Source organism: Endozoicomonas sp. G2_2, assembly GCF_017744135.1.
Taxonomy (GTDB): Bacteria; Pseudomonadota; Gammaproteobacteria; order Nevskiales; family Salinisphaeraceae; genus Salinisphaera.
In genome coordinates this window covers 197,349-217,618 of the sequence record NZ_JAGHQU010000005.1, presented here as the reverse complement: position 1 = coordinate 217,618, position 20,270 = coordinate 197,349, and the positions used below count along the sequence as shown (strand labels likewise).

Below are 20,270 nucleotides of genomic sequence, written 5' to 3'. Positions count from 1 at the left end.
AGCGCGAAACCCCAAGTAAAAATCCACCTCCACCGTTGATCCAACACTCTTGATTGCAGGCTACGTCAGCCCAGCACTTCAAAGTGAGTCGCTATCGAAGGCCGACAGATTTTAGCGCGGCAACACGCTCAGGCAGTCACCGATCCTTCGGATCAAGCGCATCCCGCAAACCATCACCGATGAAGTTGAAACAGAACAGCGTCACGGCCAGAAAAACCGCCGGCACGATCAAAAGCCAGGGCGCGCGCCCCATCTCATCGGCGCCATCCTTGATCAGCGCGCCCCAAGAGGTGGCCGGTTCCTGCACGCCGAGCCCGAGAAAACTCAGGAACGATTCGAACAGGATCACCTGCGGAATGGTGAGGGTGATATACACCGCCACAACGCCGAGCAGGTTGGGCACGATATGCCGCAGCACGATCGCGAACGGTGAGGCCCCGGACATGCGTGCGGCCTCGATGAACGGCTGCTGTTTCAGGGCAAGCGTCTGGCCGCGCACGATGCGCGCCATATCCAGCCAGTTGATCGCGCCGATGGCCACGAAGATCAGCAGGATGTTGCGGCCAAAGAACACCATCAACAGGATCACGAAGAACAGGAACGGCATCGCATAGAGAATATCGACGATGCGCATCATCACGCCGTCCACGCGCCCGCCGGCATAGCCGGCCGTGGCGCCGTAGGCCACGCCGATCACCAGACTCACCAGCGTGGCGACCAGGCCGATGAGCAGCGAGATGCGCCCGCCTTCCAGCGCCCGCACGAACAGGTCACGGCCGAGACCGTCGGTACCGAACCAGTGGCTTTCGGTCATCGTCGGCGGCACCCAGATCGCCCCGTAGTTCTGGGTGAAGTAATCGTGCGGCGACAGCCACGGCCCGACCACCACCGCGACCACGATGAAGCCCAGCAGGCCCAACGAGGCGAGTGCAGCGCGGTTGGCGCGCAGGCGCAGCAATGCGTCGGAAAACAGGCTGCGCCCCTTTTCGGGCGCGCTCGCGATCTCTATTTCATCGGCGCGGCTGCTCACGAGTAGCTCACCCGCGGGTCAAGCCAGCCATAGAGCAGGTCCACGACCAGATTGAAGGCGACGATGAGCATGCCGTAGAACAGCACCACGCCCATCACCAGTGTGTAGTCGCGATTGAGCGCGCCCTGCACGAAGAACTGGCCCAGCCCGGGAATGCCGAAGATGGTCTCGATGACCACCGACCCGGTGATGATGCCGGCCGCGGCCGGGCCGAGAAACGACACCACCGGCGTGAGCGCGGCGGGCAAGGCATGCACCCAGACCACGCGCCGCGCGGACAGGCCCTTGGCGCGCGCCGTGCGCACATAGTTCGAGCGCATGACCTCAATGGTGGAGGCCCGCGACAGGCGCGCCACATAGGCCATCATCGCCGTACCAAGCGCGAGCACCGGCATCACGTAGTTCTGCCAGCCGCCCAGGCCGCCGGCCGGCAGCCAGTCGTTATAGACCGCGAACAGCAGGATCATGAGCGGGGCGAGGACGAAGTTAGGAATCGAGATGCCGAGCATGGCCGTGGTCATCGCGGCGTAATCCGCCGGCCGGTTCTGGCGCAGCGCCGCGACCATGCCCAGCGGCACGCCGAACAGCAGCGCGAAGGCGAGCGATGCACCGCCGAGCTTGAGCGAAACGGGAAAGCCGGAGGCGATAAGGTCGTTGACGGTGATATCGCGATACTGGAACGACGGGCCGAAATCGAAATGGGCCACATCCCAGAGGTAACGGCCGTACTGCTGATAGAGCGGCTCGTCGAGATGGTACTTGGCCTCGAGATTGGCCTTGACCTGCGCCGGCAGCTCGCGATCGGCATCGAACGGACCACCGGGCGCGGCGCGCATCATCACGAACGCCAGCGTGAGCAAAATGAGTAGCGTGGGAAACGCGCCGAGCAGCCGGCGCAGCGCATAGGACAGCATGATCAACCGTGCCTGTCGCGCATGTCGATCACCGAGCCGCTCACGGCTCGATCGACAGATCCTTGCTGTAGTACGCGTCGAGCGGGTTGCCCTCGAAGCCCTTCACATAGTCCTTGATCAGATACTTGCTGACATAGAAATAGATCGGGATCACGGGGCTGTCGGCCAGCAGCGTGGCCTCTGCCTGCTTCATCACCTTGTTGCGTTCTGGCCCGTCCGGCATATGCGCCTGTTTCTCCTGCAGGCGGTCGTATTCGGCGCTCGCATAGCCGGTGCCGTTGAGGCCGAACTTCGAGTTCATGAGCTCGAAGAAGGTATTCGGGTCGTTGTAGTCGCCGATCCAGGCCAACCGGTAGGCCTCGGTAGTCGCGCCCTGGCGCACGCTGTCGAGAAAGACTTTCCATTCCTCGTTGCGCAGGGTGACATCCGCGCCGAGCACGCTGCGCCACATCGACGCGATCACCGAAGCGATCTTCTTGTTGCCCTCGCCGCTGTTGTAGCGAATCTCGACCTCGAGCGGCTTGTCCTCGGAATAGCCGGCCTTTTCATAGAGTTCGCGCGCCTTGGCGTTGCGGTCGGCATCCGACAGCGTGGTCCACTCGAACTTGGCGCCGTCGTAGCCTTCGACCACCGGCGGAATCCAGCCATAGGCAGGGATCTCGTCGCCGCGGGTGATCTTGTCGACGATCACGCGCCGGTCGATCGCCATCGACAGCGCATGGCGCAGCTCGGGCGCATCCTTGAACGGCGGGCGCCGCAGGTTCAGACCGTAGTAGTAGACGCCGAGCGTGGGCTGGGTATGCAGCTGCGCGGGAATGTATTTCTCGATCGCGTCATACTGCGAGATGGGGACCTTGGTCGCCCAGTCCAGCTCGCCGGCCTGGTAGCGCGACAGCGCGGAATTGCCGTTGGTGATCGGGTAGAACTCGACCCGGTCGATGGCGGTGTTGGCGTCGTCCCAGTATTCGGTGTTGCGCTCGAGGCCGATCATCGAGTTCACCCGCCAGCTTGCCATCTTGTAGGCACCGTTGGTGACCGCGTTGCCCGGCTGCGGAAAAGCCGCGCAGTGGGCCTCGACAGCGGGGCGATACACGGGATAGCTGATGCTGTGCGCCAGCGTGCCCAGGAAATACGGCGTCGGCGATTTCAGCGTGATTTCGAGCGTCTTGTCGTCGAGCGCGCGTACGCCGAGACTTTCCGGCGGCTTGTCGCCCTGGATGATGTCGTTGGCGTTGACGATCGGCGTATGCAGCTGGGCATACGGCGAACCGGTGACGGGATCGACACTGCGCCGCAGGCTGTAGACATAGTCCTGGGCCGTGAGCGGCTCGCCGTTCGACCAACGCGCGTTATCGCGCAGCGTGAAGGTATAGACCAGCTTCTGCTCGCCAACCTCCCAGGATTCGGCGTCTGCCGGCACGATCTCGCCGTCCGGCGCGATCTGCACCAGCCCGGCATAGAGATCGCGAAGCACATTGGCCGCGGGCACGCTACGCGCCTGGTGCGGGTCCAGGCTTTCCGGCTCCGCACCATTGCCGCGACGCAGGGTGGTGCTGCCGTCGTCGTGAATTTCCGGCGTGTTCTTGACCGGGAATTGCTCGGATTTGTCGCTGCTGCAGGCCGTCAGACCGACGCAGAGAAACAGCAGGCAAAGCAGGATTCGACGAGACAGCATGCGCAGACAATAACCAGCTTGGGATGCGCGCTCAGACTACACGAAAGACGCGCTGTTCGAATGCCCTGGCGCTACGCGCCGGGCGCGCAGGAACACCGTGATCAGGCGCTTTTCTGTAGCGGCGCTCCGGTTTTCTTCAGATGCACGAGCAGCAACGAGATCGCGGCCGGGGTCATGCCCGGAATTCGCGACGCCTGACCGAGGGTGGCCGGGCGGACATCCTCGAGCTTGCCCCGGAGTTCGTTCGACAAGCCGGAGACCGCCGCATAGTCCATCTCTCGAGGAAGCGCAGTCGCCTCGTGGGCCTTGGTCTTCTCGATCTCGGCCTGCTGGCGATCGATATAGCCGGCATAGCGGGCCTGGATTTCGACCTGCTCGCCCACGGCCTCGGCATCTTCCGCGTCGAGATGCGCCAGCGCCGGCGCGCCGACGGTTTCGATCGCCGCCACCTGGGCATGGGATACACCCGGGCGCTTGAGCAACTCGGCGGCCGGTAGCGCCTGCTTGAGCCCATTGCCCAACCAGGCCGCGCCGTGGTCGGCGCCAAGATCGGCCGGCTTGACCGTGATCTTCGCCAGCCGCGCCTGCTCGGCGGCGACGGCTTCACGACGTGCTTCGAACACGGCCAGGCGGTCGTCACCAACCAGTCCGAGTTCGCGACCGATCGGCGTCAGCCGGGTATCGGCATTGTCCTCGCGCAGCAGCAGGCGATGCTCCGCGCGCGAGGTGAACATGCGATAGGGCTCGATCGTGCCGCGCGTGATCAGGTCGTCCACGAGCACGCCGAGATAGGCCTCATGGCGGCCCGGCCACCAGGGCGCGCGATCTGTCGCCGCGCGGGCCGCGTTGATGCCCGCAAGCAGCCCCTGGGCCGCGGCTTCTTCATAACCGGTCGTGCCGTTGATCTGGCCGGCGAAATACAGCCCGCCGATCGCCCTGGTTTCCAGCGTGTAGTTCAGCGCCCGCGGGTCGAAATAGTCGTACTCGATGGCATAGCCGGGGCGCGTGATATGCGCGGTCTCGAAGCCGGCGATCGAGCGCACCACCTGCAGCTGGGTCTCGAACGACAGGCTGGTCGAGATGCCGTTGGGATACACCTCGGCAGCGGTCAGCCCCTCCGGCTCGATGAAGATCTGGTGCGATTCCTTGTCGGCGAAGCGCACCACCTTGTCCTCGATCGACGGGCAATAGCGCGGGCCGACCGAGTCGATCTGACCGGAATACATCGCCGACTCGCCGATGTTGTCGCGGATGATCTGATGAGTGCGATCGTTGGTGTAGGTGATATGACAGCTCACCTGGCGCGGATGCTCGGCGCGCCGCCCCATGAACGAAAATACGGGTGCGGGCGTATCGCCCGGCTGCTCGGCGAGCTGGGAATAATCGATGCTCTTGGCGTCGATCCGTGGCGGCGTACCGGTCTTGAGCCGCCCCACCGGCAGATCCAGCGCGCGCAGACGCTCGGACAGCGCGTTCGATGGCGCGTCGCCCGCGCGGCCGCCGCCAAAGCGCTTGTGGCCGACATGGATCGTGCCGCCAAGAAAGGTGCCCACGGTGAGCACGACGGTGGGCGCATGAAAGGTCAGCCCCATGGCCGTCTCGACACCGGCGACCCGGCCGTTCTCGACCACCAGATCAGCCACCGACTGCTGGAACAGATGAAGATTCGGCTGGTTCTCGACCATCGAACGTACTGCGGCCTTGTAGAGCGCGCGATCGGCCTGGGCACGGGTGGCGCGCACGGCCGGGCCCTTCCGCGCGTTGAGGGTGCGAAACTGAATGCCGCCGCGATCCGCGGCGCGGCCCATGACGCCGCCCAGCGCATCGATCTCGCGCACCAGATGCCCCTTGCCAATGCCGCCGATCGCCGGGTTGCACGACATCTGGCCGATGGTTTCGATATTGTCGGTGAGCAGCAGCGTACGCGCGCCCATGCGGGCGGCCGCGGTCGCGGCCTCGGTCCCGGCGTGGCCGCCGCCGACAACGATGACGTCGAATTGCGTCTGACTGCTCATGTGCGCACCTGCTGAGCGGGAGATACCGCGGCGTGACGCGGTATACCGTATTGCTTGCTGAACCGCGCAGTATAACGGCTCGAATGCTTCGACTACAGCCGCTCCCGGGCCGCCTCGAACTGATCGACCATCGCCTGCCAGCCGATCTGGTTGCGCCCGTTGAGGGTCAAACGCCCCGACTCGATCGTCAGACGCAGGCGATAGGCGGCGCCCTCGTCGACCGACTCGATAAGGTTTTCGGCCACCAGCTCGGCCAGTGCGGCGTCGATATCGCTTTCCTCGATATCGTAGGGCGAACGCCCGCTGGCGAGCATGACCTGCACCGTGAGGTCGCGCGCCAGCCCTGCGGGCAGCCGGGCCTGGAAATCCACATCCAACTGCGAGATCACGTCCGCCAGCAGACGCGCCTCTCGCATCTGTTCGGGCGCGTCGATACGCAGGCTTGCCCGCACCTCGCCCTGCGGCGTGGTCAGCACCAGGCGCTGGATATCGATACGCGGCGCCCCCGAAAGCAGCGCCGGCAGCGTCTCGCCGTAGAGCGTGGCCCGGGCATCGGGATCGAGCGCGCCGGTTTCCACGTCGCGCAGCAGGCCGAGTTGATCGAACAGCGCACGCCAGGCGTCGGGATCGATATCCCGAACCTCGGCGCCCAGCATCAGCGGCCCGTATTCACCGTTGTTGATAACCGCGCGCGAGATGCGCCCGTCGAGCCGGCCACTCACGCGCTCCTGGGTAGCCGGCAGCGGCTGCCACTGCCAGGACAGCGACTGCAGCAGCGCAGAAAGCCCGAGCCCGTCTGCGATGCGCAGCGACTCGGCACGGAGCACGCCGCCGGCGCGGGTGGCGTTGCCGCTCTGCTCCGGCTGGCCAAGACGGGCCTGGAGAGCACGCCAGGCCAACTGGCCGCCGTTTTCGCCGACGATGCGAAACTGCGGCGCGTCCACCCCGGCCTCGATCGCACCGGCGCCGAGCGGCACGGTGGCCCGGGCCGTAACCGGCGCCGAATCGACATGCGCAAGGCGGCGCTCACGCGAGATGTCGACGCTGTTGCCCTCGATCCGAAGCGTGGAGCGGGCGCTACCCTCGAAGCCCACACGGGTGACGATCCGCAGCGGCGCCAACGCCGGGTCGAAGACCAGCCGCGGCCACAGCGCCGCCGGGTCCATCCGCGTGATCGCCACACCCAGACTTGGCCTGAAGCCCGCGTCCGGATCGACCGGCGCACCAAACGGGATCGGCCCGTGATGCACCGTGGTGTCGAGCATCACCCCGGCACAGGGCCGGGTCTCGCAGAGGGCGTCGTCGAGCTCGAGACGCAGACGCGCCTGCGACGAAAACCAGCCGCGCTCGAAGTCGCTACTCACCACCCGGGTCAGGCCGGGGCGCTCGAAGCGCGCGATCACGTCGTCGAATTCACGCTCGAGATAGAACCCCACCAGCGCCGGCGCGGCCGCCGCCAGGGCGACGAGCACCAGCAGACCGAGCAGCAGCGTCTTGCGAATCATGTGGAGCGTACTCGCGGTCGTAAGAATGGCATGGCGTCACGCCGGCCGCGGGCCGACATGGCAAGGCAGATCCTCGTCCACCGTCCACCAGGGCGCGGCCTCGCCGACATACGCCTGCGAAACCGGACGCGCCCCCGGGTCGCCGTCGAGCGTGCCGGCGCGTACGCGCACCGCCTCGGGGCGATCGTCGTGGCGGCTGATGATCGGCGAACCACAAACGCTGCAGAACAGCCGGTGCTTGCCCGGGGAGGACTCGTAATCACGCAGCCGCTCGGCGCCGTCGATGAGTTCGAAATCGCGCGTGGCAACCGGGACGTTGCTCGCTAGCGGCCCGCCCTGCGCCTTGCGGCAACTGCGGCAGTGGCAGAGCTGGATCTCGTCGACCGCGGCGTGGATTGCGTAGCGCACGCCGCCGCACAGACAACCGCCCGTGATCATGATCAATCCTTCCTGCCGATCGTGGGATCTGGAAGCACAATCATAGGTGGGACGCCGGCATAATGCATGCTGGCACAACTCTTGTTTGACGCTTAGGCATGCCTGATGCAAGCAGCCCGACGCGGGCACCACGCGCGTCCCTGATCGACTGGCTCGACCCGCTCTACGGCGCGGACGATGCCGCGCGCTGCGTGGACGGCGCCGCAGATGCGGCGATCCGTCACGGCCTGCCGGTCGCCGCCGAGACGGTAATCGACCAGTCGTTCAACGTGATGATCACCTATGGCGATATCGTCCAGCGCCCCGGCGAGGCGCCGCTGGCCACGCTCAAGGCGTTCATGGCCAAGCATCTGGCCGATTCGATCGCGGCGATCCATATCCTGCCCTTCTATCCGCACAGTTCGGACGACGGCTTTTCGGTGATGGACTACCGGGCGGTGGATACGAAACTTGGCGACTGGGACGACGTGGCCGCGCTCGGCGACGACCACCCGCTGATGTTCGATCTCGTGCTCAACCATGCCTCGCGCAAGGGCCAGTGGTTCGCCAACTATCTCGGCGACGCCGACCCCGGGCGCGACTATTTCATCGAGGTGGAGCCCGGCACCGATCTGCGTGCCGTGGTGCGCCCGCGCAGCACGCCGCTGCTCGCCGAGGTGGCCACCGCCCGCGGCACGCGTCACCTGTGGGCCACTTTCTCCGAGGATCAGATCGACCTGGATTTTGCCAATCCGAAGGTCCTGTCGGAATTCATCGACATCATCTTCGAATATGTCGCGCGCGGTGCGCGGCTGCTGCGCCTGGATGCGGTGGCATTCCTGTGGAAGGACATCGGCGGGCCGTGTATCCACCTGCCGCAGACCCACCGCCTGATCAAGTTCCTGCGCGCCCTGCTCGCCCACTACGCGCCGGGCGTACAGCTGATCACCGAGACCAACGTGCCGCATGTGGAGAACATCTCCTATCTTGTCGACGGCGACGAGGCCCATGTGGCCTACCAGTTCGCGCTGCCGCCGCTGGTCGCCGACGCCCTGCTCAGCGGCGACGCCCGGACGCTGACCGGCTGGGCGCATAACCTGCCTTCGCTGCCGACCGGCTGTCATTTCCTCAACTTCACCGCCAGCCACGACGGCATCGGCCTGCGCGCGGTGGAGTCGATCCTGGAAGCCGAGGCGATCGAACGCCTGGTCGAGACCGTGCGCGAACGCGGCGGCTTCGTGTCCACCCGCGCGGTATCGGATGGGTCGCACAAGCCCTACGAACTCAACATCGCCTATTACGACCTGCTCGCCGATGTCGCCGAGCGCGACACGCCGGTGCATATGGATCGCTTCGTGTGCAGTCAGGCGATCGCGATGGCGCTGGCCGGTATTCCGGCGCTGTATTTCCACAGTCTCACGGGCACCCATAACGATCTGTCCCGGGTGGAGGAAAGCGGGCGCTATCGCACCATCAACCGGCGCCGCTGGGATGTGGGCGAACTGGAATACCATCTCGGCGGCAATACCCACCACGCGCAGGTTTTCTCGCGTCTCAAGCATCTGCTGGCCGTGCGCGCGCGCCAGCCGGCGCTGCACCCCGAAGCCGCGCAGACGGTGGTCGATCTCGGCCCGCAGCTGTTCGCCCTGCAGCGGCGCGGCTTCGGGCAGACGCTGCTGGCCCTGCACAACGTCACCGACCGACCGGTCAAGGTCGCCGCCCACGTACTGCCGGATGCCCGGATACGCCGCAACGTGGTCGCCGCCCAGGGCATCAGCGGGTCAACACGCTCGATCACCCTCGCACCGTATGAGGTGGCCTGGATCAGCGATTGAGTGCGCGAATTCGAAAGCGGCTGTGCGCTGCCAGCGACACCGGGGCGGCCGGGCACGCCGACACCGCGCGAGTCGCCCGCTCAACGAAACGCCCTCAACCGGCCGCCTCCCTAGTCTCTTCAGTTTCTTCATCGCGGGTTTCGCTGCGGTCGAAAAGGCCGACCTTCACGCAGTTGCGCCCCGCGGCCTTGGCGTCGTAAAGCAATGCATCGGCCGTGGCGAAAACGGCAGACAGCGAATCCCGTTTCTGGGGTTGCTCGACGTGACAGAGACCGATACTGATCGTCACCACCGGCGCGACGTCGGACGTCTCGTGCGTTATCGCGGCCGCTTCGACCGCGGCGCGCAGGGCTTCGGCGTGTTCTTCGGCCTCGTTGGGCCGGCCTTCGATCCAGAAGGTCACGAACTCCTCGCCGCCGTAGCGACCGCAGACGTCGAGCGGTCGCCGCGCATGGGTTTCGATCACCTCGGCGACCCGGCGCAGCGCCTCATCGCCGGCCGGGTGTCCGTAGCGGTTGTTGTAGCTGCCGAACTTGTCGATATCGATCATCGCCAGGCTGTAGTCATTGCGTTCGCGCACGGCATGGGCGTGGGCGGTGGCCAGCGCGCTCTCCAGCGCGTGACGATTGAGCAGCCCGGTCAGGCCGTCGTGACGCGCGACCAGCTGCAGCAGCTGGCGGTCGAGCCAGCTGCGTCGCAACACGTACTCGCTCGCGTATTGAAGATAGGTCGCGAACAGGGCGAGCACGCCGGCCGCGGCCAGGTGGTAATAATCCGCCGGGCTCGCGTTCACGATCCCGGCCACGGTGACGCAGGTGAGTACCGACAGCGCCGTACCCACCGGCAGAATCACCCAGGAGCGCACCCGGCCGAGCGCGACCACGGCCACGAAACCGACACCCACGAACTCGATTGGAAAATCGGCGCTGTAGCGGTTGAGGATCACGTGATTGGCCAGCAGCCCCACGGTGACGATCGCGAACTGCCCGGTGATGACGAACTCCGTGGCCCGCGACTCGCCGCGGCGCAGGCACCAGACCAGCGCCGCGAGTGTGACCGGTACCAGCACGCCGACAAGCAGCAGCCGCGACCAGAAGGCGGCCGACGCCGGCACGCCAAAATAGGCCATGTCGAACAACGGGCTGAGCAGCAGCACGAGCGTGGCAATCACCAGCAAGGCGATGCGGTTGATCCGGGCGGCCCGGTCGTTATCGACGCGAAACGCCTGCTCGAGTTCGCTGGCGAAACGCAGCCAAGCGAAACCGCGCACGAGCTGTTTCCGGATCAGCCCGATCAGCGCCGGCGCCGATTGCGCCTGTTCGATCTCCCGGGCATCTGCCAACGCGTCGACACGCGAACTGCGCATGTTCGTCATCCTGCAAACAGGTGAAGGGCGTCTAGATAACATGCGCGCCCGCGCTCAGGCTGAACGGCTGCGCAGCGGCCTGATTTGACGGCGTTACCGGCCGGCCGCCATCGACCGTCCAGCGAAAAAATGCGCGCGTCAGCGGTGCGCGGACTCCGCCTGCGCGTGGTCGGCTTCCACCGCCTCGTGGAAGCGGTCGAGAAATTCGGGAAACGCAGCGCGTACCCGGTTCCATGTCGGCATGAACGGCACTTCCATGGGGTTGGCGATGTACTGCTCGCCGGCCTTGATGATCGCCTCGACGAACACCTCGACGGTCTTTTCTTCCTTGTGGCGATCGTAGGCGAGGCCATTGATCTGGGCATCGAAATAAAAGCGCTCCACGCTGTCCAGCGCGTTGCGCAGATACACCGCCTTGATGGTGCGGATGGTCTCCGGCGTGAGCACCACCCCATAGGTCGCGAGCTTGCGGTAGAGCGCCTTGGCGATATCCGCGCTCATCTTGGCCAGACCGGTATCCGCTTCGTGGTCGGAGACCGGCTGGTGCTTGTGGTCGTAGGCGTCGGCAATATCCACCTGGCAGATGGCGTTGGGCGTGTAGTTGCGGTGCACCTCGGCGAGGATGCCGATCTCCAGGCCCCAGTCGCTGGGAATGCGGATGGATTCGGCCACCGAGGCGGTCATCGCGCATTCGCCCGACAACGGATAGCGGAAGCTGTCCATATACCGCAGGTAGTCCATGTCGCCGACCACGGTCATCAGCGAGCGCACCAGGGGGGTCACGAACAACCGCGCCACCCGGCCGTTGATGTTGCCCTCGGCGATACGCGCGTAATAGCCCTTGGCGAACTTGTAGGTGAAGTTCGGGTGCACCATCGGGTAGAACAGGCGCGCGAGCAGATCGCGGTCGTAGGTCTTGATATCGCAGTCGTGCATGGCCAGAACGCGCCCCCGGCCCGAGGCGAGGAAATAGCCCATGCAGTTCCAGACGTTCGCGCCCTTGCCCGGGCGTTCCGGCGCCAGGCCCTCGGCATCCAGCTGATCGTAGAGCGCCTGCAGCCGCGGACCGTCGTTCCAGAGCAGGCGATGCGGCTGGCCCAACTGCTTGAAGAAGGCGTGCGCATGGGCGAACTGCTCGGCGTTCGCGGCATCGAGGCCGATGATGATCTCGTCGAGATAGTCGACCTTGGCGATCTGTTCGACGATGTTCGGCAACGCATCGCCTTCCAGCTCCGAATACAGGCAGGGCAGGATCAGCGACATGGGCCGGCGCCGGCCGAAGGCCCGCAGCTCGGCTTCGAGTGCGGCGATCGGGCGATCGCCCAGTCGGTGCAGGGTCGTGATCAGACCGTTCTGGTGAAAATCCGCCATGTCCTGTCCTCGTCAGATGTCGTGATGCGCGATCAGATCGTCGATCGCGGCCGACCAGCCGGCCGGGCCGATGCCGTCGGCATGCCGGATCGACCCGCCCGCCGCCGCGTAATGGCAGCCGTCGGGTCGCGCCACCCAGTAGCCGATATCGGCAGCGGCGAGCATGTCGGCATCGTTGCCGCTGTCGCCCATCGCTATAGCAAGAATCGGGCCGCGCGCCGCGCCGTAGCGACTGCGCAGCCAGGCGAGCGCGTCGCCCTTGTCGGCATGCCCGAGCACGTGCACGAAGCGGCCGCCCTCGCGGCAGGCATAACCGGCGGCGACGACGGCTTGCATGAAGTCTTCGCGTGCCGTGTCGCTGTCCTGCCATAGCAGCGGCTCTGAGGCGCTGCGCTCGAGTGCCCGCATGGCGCTCTCGCGATCGAGCCCGGTGGCCGCCACGACGTCATCCACATCCATATCGGCAAAGCCGGTGAAGCGAAACCCGTGTTGCGCGCGCAGCGTCGCGGCCAGCGCGGTCAACGCCTCGCGCGGCGCGCCGAGCGTGGTGACATCCACCGGCGTGTGGGCATCACAGGCCGCGCCCTCGAAATAGCCGCGCGGCACGGCGACCGCGCCGCCGTTTTCGACCGCGAAGGGATGGCCATTGCCCAGTGCGACGCGCAGCGCGGCGACCTCGGCCACCGTCTTGCTGGTGATGATGCAGAGCGGAATATCGCGTGCCGCCAGTTGTGCCATGCCCGCACGGGCGGCCGACCAGTCGTAGTCGTGGTGATCGAGCAGGGTCGCATCGAGATCCGTGAATACGACGGCAGGGGAACGGCGTGGCGGCATGCGTGTCTATCGAACAACGAGCGGGGGACATGGTTTCAACCGCAGTGTAGAACACCCGCGCCGCCCCGGCCCGCGCGACATGCGGATAAAATAACCTCATGACAGCCCGTTTTATTCTGCCGGGGGCCCCCTGCGGCCTGTCGGCTCGCGCCTGCACCCAACGGGAGATCGCATGCGCATACTCGTGATCGAGGACAATGAAGACCTCGCCGCCAACATCATCGAATTCCTGTCGGCGCGCCATCACATCATGGACAGCGCCACCGACGGCGTGACCGGACTGCATCTGGCCGTGGTCAACGAGTACGACGCGATCGTGCTCGATCTCATGCTGCCCGGCATCGGCGGGATCGATCTGTGTGCACGGCTGCGCGGGGAGGTGGACTGCCAGACGCCGATTCTCATGCTGACCGCGCGCGACACCATCGACGACAAGCTGGCCGGTTTCGCCTCCGGCGCCGACGATTATCTGATCAAGCCGTTCTCGTTGCTCGAGCTCGACGCGCGGCTGACCGCCATCGGCAGCCGCGGCCCGCGGCGCAGTCAGCACGTACTGCGCGTGGCGGACCTGGTCCTCGATCTCGATACCTGGCAGGCCGAGCGCGCCGAGCAGCGCATCACCCTCACCCCAACCGCCCTGCGCCTGCTGGAAGTGCTCATGCGCGCCTCGCCCCGTCTGGTGCGCCGCGCCGAGCTGGAGGCCGCGATCTGGGGCGACCATCCGCCGGATTCCGAGGCGCTGCGCACCCATATCCATGCCCTGCGTGCCGCCATCGACAAGCCGTTCGATACGCCGCTGCTGCATACGGTGCCGACCATGGGCTACCGACTGATCGCGCCCGACGCCGCATGAGCCGCCCCGGCGCGACGCGATGAAACGCCGGCTCGACAGTCTCCAGTTCAGGGTGACGGCGGCGCTGGCCCTGTTCGTCGCGATGATGGCCACGCTCATGGTGATGGCGCTGTTCGCGATCAACGAACGCCTCGAGGACGACCTGCTCGACGGTATCGTCGCCCACGAGGTCAACGAGCTGGAAACCGAATACGCCGTCGAGGGCGAGGCCGCGCTGCCGAACTCCGCCACGATCAAGGCCTTCGTGGTCGAGGCGGACGCGCTCGACAGCCTGCCGGTGCCGCTGCGCAGCCTGCCGGCACACCACCCCGGCATGGACCTCACCTTCAACGGCCGCAGCTATCGGGTCGCGACCACCGTCATCGAGGGCAAGCGGGCGTTTCTGGCCTACGACGTCACCGCCATCGAACAACGCGAGTCGCTGTTTCGCACCGTGCTGATCGTGGCGGCGATCGTCGTCGTGGCGCTGGCGCTGCCGCTGGGCATCTGGATCGCCCGGATCAGCCTCAAGCCCATTAACGAGCTGGCCGACCATGTCGCCAGTCTTCAGCCGGAGGCGGCCGGGCGCGATCTCGCCGATCGTTTCGACGGCTTCGAAGTTGGCGTTATCGCGCGCGCGTTCGATCGCTTCATGCAACGGCTGGACGGCTTCGTCGAGCGCGAGCGCAGCTTCACCGCAGACGCCAGCCACGAGCTGCGTACGCCGCTGGCCGTGATCCAGGGCGCGCTCGAAGTCCTGCAGCAGGAAGCGCCCGGCGCCCACAGTGCGCCGCTCACCCGCATCGAGCGCGCGACCCGACAGATGGCCGAGCTGATCGAATCGCTGCTGTTCCTGGCCCGCGACGAAGACCGCAGCAGCGACGGCGTGGAGCCCGATTGCCGCGCACACACCGTGGTCAGCGAAGTCATCGATGCCTATCGCCCCCTGCTCGGCAACAAGCACCTGCAGGTGCCCGCTCTGGATGACTGCCGCGTGGCCGCGCCGCGTATCGCGGTGGTGATCGTGTTCGGCAATCTGCTCCGCAACGCCCTGCGCCACGGCGGCGATACGGTACGCGTGACGCTGGCCGACGGCGTACTCAGCGTGTCCGACGACGGCAACGGCATGGGCCGTGAACAGCTGCGTCATGCGTTCGAACGCGGCTATCGCAACGGCCAGGGCGCCGGACTCGGGCTCGGGCTGTACCTGGTCAAGCGTGTGGCCGACCGTTATGCCTGGCCTTTGCGCCTGACCAGCCGGGAAAACGAAGGCACCCGTATCGAGGTGCGACTGGCCGCGCGTTAACGAAATCTTGATTTCGTATTGACGATCCCGCCAACGGCGGACGTTCATCCTATTCACTCATCGACGCTTGTAGGGGATCCTCACCATGGCAGGCCAGCGCAGCCATGTGAACGCGACCGGCTTCAAGGCCGGGCTCAAACGCACCCGCCGCGGCTCGCGCGAGCGCCTCAATCGCGTGCTCGCGCGGCTGCTGGGCACGGCCGAACCACGCCGTGCCCCCCTCGCCGACGACACCCGGCGCGTACTCGTGGTGCGGCTGAACAAGCGCCTCGGCAATATTCTCTTTCTTACTCCCATGCTGCGCACACTGGCGGCGTCGCTTCCGGCCGCGCGTATCGACGTGGTCATACAGGACGCCCGCCAGAAGGCGCTGCTCGAAACGCTGCCCGGCATCGGCCGCGTCTGGATCCAGGACAAATCGCTCGGCGCCAGCCTGCGGCTGCTGCGCACGCTGCGTGCGCGGCGCTACGATCTCGCCATCGACCCGAGCGGCAACTCGGCCAGCAACCGCCTTGCGATCGCGCTGTCCAAAGCGCGTCAGCGCATGGGCTTTGCCCGAACCGACCAGTGGGTGCCGCTCACCCATGCAGCGCCACGCCCGCGCAGCCGTCATCAGGCGCAACAGGCCGTCGAACTGCTGGCCTCCAGCGTCACCGGCAAGAGCTGGGACACCTTCGACAGCCTCGCCGTGTTTCCCAGCGATGCCGCCGACCGGGCGGCGCAAGCGCACTGGGTCGAGGCATTCGGTGCGACGCCGGTCGATGCGCCGGTCGTGGCCTTCTTCACCCAGGCCACGGGCAACAAGCAGCTGGACGACGCCTGGTGGTCGGCATTTCGCGAGCAGATCACCGCCCGCCTGCCGAACGCGCGGCTGCTCCAGATATGCCCGCCGGGCATGGCGGCACCGACGGATATCGCCAGCGTATGCATTCCCGCGCTGGACGTGCTCGCGGCCACCCTGTCGCGGGTGGATGCCTTCGTCGCCGCGGACAGTGGCCCCATGCATCTGGCCGCTGCCGCCGGCGTGCCGGTCGCCGGCCTGTTTCGCAGCACCTCGCCGGCCGCCTACGCCCCGCTCGGCCCCGATTGTGTCTCGCTCAGCGGCGACGCGCTCACGCCCGAAGGCGCGGTCGATGCCGTCGCCGACATGATCACGCGTCGCCGGACCAGCGGCGCGGCATAGCCGCTGGTTCGCCCTGCGCACACCGGATAGACTGGCGCGCCAACCTGTCTCGACGCTGCTGCGCAACGCATGTCCGATGCCTCGACCGGCCGCGCCGCCCTGCGCTGGCTACCCGACCCCGACCGCATATCGCCGGCCGACGATGTACACACGCTCGTGGATGTACACCACCGCCCGGACGACGACGTATGCAACTGCCCGCTGCCCAGTCTGGGCGGCGATTTCGACGCCGAACGCTGGCTGGCGCGCACGCCGGTCACGCGCGGCGAGGCCCACGGTTGGACATATGCGCGCGCGGAACCGGGGCTAGTCTTTGCCGCTCGCCATATCGACGACGGCGAGGATCCGGCCACACCGGGCGCCATCCAGCAGGCGGCGCTGGCGGCCTACACCGGGCTGTTCGCGCTCCAGCGCGAGCTCGGCCTGCGTCATGTCCAGCGCATCTGGCACTGGCTGTCGGCGGTCACCGCAGGCGACGGCGACGATGAGCGTTACAAGCGTTTCTGCCGTGGCCGGGCCGAGGCACTCGATCTGCCCGGGCACGACATGACAACGCTACCGCCGGCAACACTGGTGGCCGGACACTGTCGCGGCGTGCGCCTGCACGTGCTGCTGGGCGATCGGCCGGTCACGCCGATCGAGAATCCGCGTCAGGTCAGCGCCTACGACTATCCACGCCAGTACGGCGAGCGGGCTCCGGCCTTCGCTCGCGCCGGCCGTATGGAACTCGGCGGCACGCCCTATCTGCTGATTTCCGGCACCGCGAGCATCGTCGGCCACGAGAGCCGACATATCGGCGACGTCGCCGCCCAGACCCACGAAGCGCTCGACAACGTCGCCGCGGTGATGGCCCATGCCGACGCGTGGGATCCGGCCACCGGGCTGGCGGCACTCGAATGTCTGAAGGCCTATATCCGCGTGCCGCGCGATGCGGCCACCATTCAGGCGATCGCGAAGGCACGAGCGCCCGGGGTACCGATCGCCTTGCTGCACGCGCCGCTTTGTCGCGAGGAACTGCTGGTCGAGTTCGAGGCCCAGATGCCGCTGACCTGAAACGGTCACGAATTCGTCATGCTCGGCCTCGATACTGGCGCCGACACACGAAACAGTGACCGTCATGCGAATCGCCTATGCCGTCATGGGTTACGGTCGCGGCCATGCCATGCGTACCGCGGCCGTGCTGCCTGCCCTTGAACGTGATCACGATGTCCGCGTTTTTGCCGGGCGCGACGCCCACGACATGCTCGCGCGCGACCACGGCAGTGTCGAAATTCCCGTCATCGGCTATCAGTACGGCAGCAACGGCCGCATCTGCCCGCGCCGAACGATGCTGCGCAACGCGCCGCTGGTCGCCGACCTGCTCGCCGCGGGCCCGCGTACCCGCGCCGTCTGGCAACAGATGGCGGATTTCGCCCCGGATATCGTCATATCCGACTCCGAAACCTATGGTCACCGGTTCGCGCGTCACCACGGCATTCCGCGTATCGGCTTCGATCATGTCGGGATCATGGCCTATTGCCACTGCGACTTCGCGCCCGGCGATGCGTTCGCCGGCATTCGCGACGGCCTCGGTTACCGCGCCTTCATGGGCGACCCCGATCGCGTGATCGTGTCCAGCTTCTACCCGGCCCGGCCGCGGCGCGACACCGTCCAGATGGTCGGCCCGATCCTTCGCGAACCCGTGCGCACGGCCAGACCGATACGCGGCGAACGCGTGCTGGTGTACCTGAATAAAGGCGCGCATCAGTACACTGCAGCGCTGGATACCGCGCTGCGCGCCTGCGGCGAGGATGTCGTCGTCTACGGCACCGCACGTCGCGGCAAGAGCGCGAACCTCGAGTTCAAGGCGCCCTCGCAGCAAGGCTTCATCGACGATCTGGCCGCCGCGAAGGCGGTGGTCTCGACAGCGGGCAACCAGTTGCTCTCGGAAGCGGTCTATCTCGGTAAACCCGTGCTGGCACTGCCGGAGGACGCGGTCGAACAGCGCTTGAACGCCCAGGCGATCGTCAGCATGGGCGTAGGCGCGAGTGCCCCGCTACACAAGCTGTCGCTGACCTGCCTCGGCGCGTTTCTGGAAAATGCCGACACGCACGCGGCCGCGACCGCCGGCCATCGCAGCGACGGGCTGGCCGATGCAACGGCCGCGCTGCGCCGCCACATCCATACCCTGTCGCGCCGGCCGCGCCCCGCGCCGGGTGCCCTCGCGCGGCTGACCGGGGCCTACTAGCCGCTGCCCGCGATGGCCGCCATGGCCGCGAGCCAAGGTCGAGCGCATCTGCGGCGACGAAACCGCAAACCCGTGCAGCGCCGCGCCGGCTCAACCCAGCCTGTCGCGACGCACATTGGTCGCGTTATGCCGCAGGATGCGGCGATTCATGGCGGCGCGGGCCGTATCCGGATCCGCCCGCGGCACGACGGCCTCCAGCGCAGCGACATAATCGGCAGGCAAGCCGTGTTCCCGCGCGCCATGGACCACGAAATCGCAATACCAGTCGAACGGCACGAGCCGGTCGTCCAGATACTCGGCACGGCCACGGTAGGTCGCCGCACGCAGCGGCCCCTCAGGCGTGCCGATCTCGAGCTCGAGAAAGGCATAGGGCGGCCCCTCGGCCGCATGCAGGCGATCCAGGCGTTCGGCGTCGAGTTCATAGACCGCGCCGTGGACGACATCGCGGTCGTCTCCCGTGTGCAGCACGTTGCACTTGCCGGATTCGTCGCTGCCGCTCAGATGAAAATGCAGCTGATGACCGACCAGCCAGCCGCGCCCGACCGGGCGCACGGTGGGCACCCGCTCGGCCAGGCGCGCGGTGAGCATGTTCGAGCCGTAGGCAAAATAGAACATCGATAGCTAGAACGTCGATTGGCGAGCGCAAGCTTACAGCGCAAGCGATCGCCGGCGACAAAAAAAGACCGCCCGAAGGCGGTCAGGTCACGACGGAGGGATTCGGTTGCCGGGTCAGGCGGCTTCGCCGACGAGCGTGCGGATCTGGCGGATCGCACGACCGTGAAGCTGGCAAACCCGCGATTCGGACACGCCGAGCTGTTCGGCGATCTCGCGCAGGTTCCGGCCGCTTTCGTAATAGAGATGCAGCAGCAGCTGTTCGCGCTCGGGCAATTCGACCGCCGCACGCTGGATGGCTTCGCACATGTCCTCATATTCGACCGCGGCTTCGGGCGCGAAACCGTCGTCGGCAGAGACTTCCAGCGCCGGCTGGTCCGAGAGCGCGGCATCAAGGCTGGCGACGTGCGACAGCGCGACGTCGTCGCACAGCCGGCGATATTCGGCCAGCGGCATGCCGAGCTCGGCGGCCACGGCCGTACTCGCGGCCGCGCGACCGACGCGGCGCTCGACATCGGCCCGCGCCTGCTTCACCGCACGGGCAGCACGATGAAGCGATCGCGGCGCCCAGTCGCCACGGCGGATTTCGTCGAGCATGGCACCCCGAATGCGGATACCAGCGAAGGTCGCGAAACTGGCGTCTTCATCCGGCTGGTAGCGCTCCCAGGCCTCGAGCAGCCCGATGGTGCCGGCCTGGATCAGGTCTTCGACCTGCACACAGTCGGGCAGGCGCTGATGCAGACGCCAGGCTATGCGCTTGACGAGCTCCAGGTTCTCGTCGACGACCACGCCAATATCCTGTATCGGGCTCCGGTTATGTAGTGCCGCGTACATGTTGTCCCCTCGAAGCTGGCGGGCCATGCCGCGGCCCGCTCGGTGGTTACCCGATCCTCGAGCGCGGCAGGAAACCGGCGCTCGAGTCACGTTTGTGTTGTTTTCACGCTATCGCTCTAGCAAACGACGTGCCGTTTTTATGACGCTTTTTATTCAATGACTTGCGAAACAGCGTGACAAAACGCGGCGTTTGAGGGATTTTTTTCCTGCGCAGCGGTGACAAGAAAACGACACTTTGCGTCACTTTTAGACAAAAAACGGCGTTTATACAAGCGCAGTACAGGCGCGTGCCGTGCCGGCACGAGGGACGGGCA

Annotated in this window: 17 protein-coding genes; 6 read left to right on the top strand and 11 right to left on the bottom strand. The window is 66.4% G+C overall.

Features of this window, described 5'->3' with window-relative positions; translation table 11 throughout:
- Positions 1-136 precede the first annotated feature (136 nt).
- The 6 genes from J7355_RS08135 to J7355_RS08110 all read right to left on the bottom strand — a co-directional run bounded on the left by J7355_RS08135 (position 137) and on the right by J7355_RS08110 (position 7,577).
- Complete coding sequence (locus J7355_RS08135; protein WP_209061545.1) at positions 137-1,030, bottom strand: ABC transporter permease subunit; 894 nt, start codon at positions 1,028-1,030, stop codon at positions 137-139.
- On the bottom strand, positions 1,027-1,944 hold the full coding sequence (gene oppB / locus J7355_RS08130; protein WP_209061544.1) for an oligopeptide ABC transporter permease OppB: 918 nt from the start codon (positions 1,942-1,944) through the stop codon (positions 1,027-1,029). The genes J7355_RS08135 and oppB overlap by 4 nt, the downstream gene beginning before the upstream one ends.
- 40 nt (positions 1,945-1,984) lie before the next feature.
- Complete coding sequence (locus tag J7355_RS08125) at positions 1,985-3,619, bottom strand: peptide ABC transporter substrate-binding protein (protein WP_209061543.1); 1,635 nt, start codon at positions 3,617-3,619, stop codon at positions 1,985-1,987.
- A 101-nt stretch (positions 3,620-3,720) separates the two neighbouring features.
- Positions 3,721-5,634 (bottom strand): tRNA uridine-5-carboxymethylaminomethyl(34) synthesis enzyme MnmG, encoded by a 1,914-nt coding sequence (gene mnmG, locus J7355_RS08120; protein WP_209061542.1) that lies wholly within the window; start codon positions 5,632-5,634, stop codon positions 3,721-3,723.
- 92 nt (positions 5,635-5,726) lie between these two features.
- Positions 5,727-7,139 carry a DUF945 family protein gene (locus J7355_RS08115; protein ID WP_209061541.1) on the bottom strand — a complete coding sequence of 471 codons (1,413 nt, stop codon included), beginning with the start codon at positions 7,137-7,139 and terminating at the stop codon, positions 5,727-5,729.
- Positions 7,140-7,175: 36 nt separating this feature from the next.
- Positions 7,176-7,577 (bottom strand): GFA family protein, encoded by a 402-nt coding sequence (locus J7355_RS08110; protein WP_209061540.1) that lies wholly within the window; start codon positions 7,575-7,577, stop codon positions 7,176-7,178.
- A gap of 98 nt (positions 7,578-7,675) precedes the next feature.
- Between J7355_RS08110 and J7355_RS08105 the strand changes: the two genes are divergently transcribed.
- Positions 7,676-9,391 (top strand): sugar phosphorylase, encoded by a 1,716-nt coding sequence (locus J7355_RS08105; protein WP_209061539.1) that lies wholly within the window; start codon positions 7,676-7,678, stop codon positions 9,389-9,391.
- A gap of 94 nt (positions 9,392-9,485) precedes the next feature.
- Here the strand turns inward: J7355_RS08105 and J7355_RS08100 are convergent, their stop codons facing one another.
- The 3 genes from J7355_RS08100 to J7355_RS08090 form a co-directional block, all read right to left on the bottom strand.
- On the bottom strand, positions 9,486-10,757 hold the full coding sequence (locus tag J7355_RS08100) for a GGDEF domain-containing protein (protein ID WP_209061538.1): 1,272 nt from the start codon (positions 10,755-10,757) through the stop codon (positions 9,486-9,488).
- A gap of 138 nt (positions 10,758-10,895) precedes the next feature.
- On the bottom strand, positions 10,896-12,128 hold the full coding sequence (locus J7355_RS08095; RefSeq protein WP_209061537.1) for a glycosyl transferase: 1,233 nt from the start codon (positions 12,126-12,128) through the stop codon (positions 10,896-10,898).
- Positions 12,129-12,140: 12 nt separating this feature from the next.
- Positions 12,141-12,962, bottom strand: coding sequence for an HAD-IIB family hydrolase (locus J7355_RS08090; protein WP_209061536.1), 822 nt, complete (start codon positions 12,960-12,962; stop codon positions 12,141-12,143).
- Positions 12,963-13,134: 172 nt separating this feature from the next.
- Between J7355_RS08090 and J7355_RS08085 the strand changes: the two genes are divergently transcribed.
- The 5 genes from J7355_RS08085 to J7355_RS08065 all read left to right on the top strand — a co-directional run bounded on the left by J7355_RS08085 (position 13,135) and on the right by J7355_RS08065 (position 18,510).
- The gene (locus J7355_RS08085) at positions 13,135-13,815 is read left to right on the top strand and encodes a response regulator transcription factor (protein WP_209061534.1); all 681 of its coding nucleotides are present in this window, start codon (positions 13,135-13,137) and stop codon (positions 13,813-13,815) included.
- Positions 13,816-13,834: 19 nt separating this feature from the next.
- Positions 13,835-15,100 carry a HAMP domain-containing sensor histidine kinase gene (locus J7355_RS08080; RefSeq protein WP_209061532.1) on the top strand — a complete coding sequence of 422 codons (1,266 nt, stop codon included), beginning with the start codon at positions 13,835-13,837 and terminating at the stop codon, positions 15,098-15,100.
- 85 nt (positions 15,101-15,185) lie between these two features.
- Positions 15,186-16,283, top strand: a complete 1,098-nt coding sequence (locus tag J7355_RS08075) for a glycosyltransferase family 9 protein (RefSeq protein ID WP_209061530.1) — start codon at positions 15,186-15,188, stop codon at positions 16,281-16,283.
- 69 nt (positions 16,284-16,352) lie between these two features.
- A complete protein-coding gene (locus J7355_RS08070) occupies positions 16,353-17,336 on the top strand; it encodes a hypothetical protein (RefSeq protein ID WP_209061529.1) in 984 nt (327 codons plus the stop codon).
- A gap of 64 nt (positions 17,337-17,400) precedes the next feature.
- Positions 17,401-18,510: a glycosyltransferase family protein gene (locus J7355_RS08065; RefSeq protein WP_209061528.1), complete on the top strand. Its 1,110-nt coding sequence runs from the start codon at positions 17,401-17,403 to the stop codon at positions 18,508-18,510.
- 90 nt (positions 18,511-18,600) lie between these two features.
- Here the strand turns inward: J7355_RS08065 and J7355_RS08060 are convergent, their stop codons facing one another.
- Positions 18,601-19,125 carry a gamma-glutamylcyclotransferase family protein gene (locus J7355_RS08060; protein WP_209061527.1) on the bottom strand — a complete coding sequence of 175 codons (525 nt, stop codon included), beginning with the start codon at positions 19,123-19,125 and terminating at the stop codon, positions 18,601-18,603.
- Between the two features lie 114 nt (positions 19,126-19,239).
- Positions 19,240-19,956, bottom strand: a complete 717-nt coding sequence (gene fliA / locus J7355_RS08055) for an RNA polymerase sigma factor FliA (RefSeq protein WP_209061526.1) — start codon at positions 19,954-19,956, stop codon at positions 19,240-19,242.
- Positions 19,957-20,270 lie beyond the last annotated feature (314 nt).

Coding starts and splice junctions, on each gene's coding strand:
- J7355_RS08090 (WP_209061536.1), bottom strand. CDS start 12,962: ATGCCGCCACGCCGTTCCCCTGCCGTCGTATTCACGGATCTCGATGCG.
- J7355_RS08075 (WP_209061530.1), top strand. CDS start 15,186: ATGGCAGGCCAGCGCAGCCATGTGAACGCGACCGGCTTCAAGGCCGGG.
- J7355_RS08110 (WP_209061540.1), bottom strand. CDS start 7,577: ATGATCACGGGCGGTTGTCTGTGCGGCGGCGTGCGCTACGCAATCCAC.
- J7355_RS08070 (WP_209061529.1), top strand. CDS start 16,353: ATGTCCGATGCCTCGACCGGCCGCGCCGCCCTGCGCTGGCTACCCGAC.
- J7355_RS08060 (WP_209061527.1), bottom strand. CDS start 19,125: ATGTTCTATTTTGCCTACGGCTCGAACATGCTCACCGCGCGCCTGGCC.
- oppB (WP_209061544.1), bottom strand. CDS start 1,944: ATGCTGTCCTATGCGCTGCGCCGGCTGCTCGGCGCGTTTCCCACGCTA.
- J7355_RS08125 (WP_209061543.1), bottom strand. CDS start 3,619: ATGCTGTCTCGTCGAATCCTGCTTTGCCTGCTGTTTCTCTGCGTCGGT.
- fliA (WP_209061526.1), bottom strand. CDS start 19,956: ATGTACGCGGCACTACATAACCGGAGCCCGATACAGGATATTGGCGTG.
- J7355_RS08085 (WP_209061534.1), top strand. CDS start 13,135: ATGCGCATACTCGTGATCGAGGACAATGAAGACCTCGCCGCCAACATC.
- J7355_RS08115 (WP_209061541.1), bottom strand. CDS start 7,139: ATGATTCGCAAGACGCTGCTGCTCGGTCTGCTGGTGCTCGTCGCCCTG.
- mnmG (WP_209061542.1), bottom strand. CDS start 5,634: ATGAGCAGTCAGACGCAATTCGACGTCATCGTTGTCGGCGGCGGCCAC.
- J7355_RS08095 (WP_209061537.1), bottom strand. CDS start 12,128: ATGGCGGATTTTCACCAGAACGGTCTGATCACGACCCTGCACCGACTG.
- J7355_RS08100 (WP_209061538.1), bottom strand. CDS start 10,757: ATGCGCAGTTCGCGTGTCGACGCGTTGGCAGATGCCCGGGAGATCGAA.
- J7355_RS08065 (WP_209061528.1), top strand. CDS start 17,401: ATGCGAATCGCCTATGCCGTCATGGGTTACGGTCGCGGCCATGCCATG.
- J7355_RS08105 (WP_209061539.1), top strand. CDS start 7,676: ATGCCTGATGCAAGCAGCCCGACGCGGGCACCACGCGCGTCCCTGATC.
- J7355_RS08080 (WP_209061532.1), top strand. CDS start 13,835: ATGAAACGCCGGCTCGACAGTCTCCAGTTCAGGGTGACGGCGGCGCTG.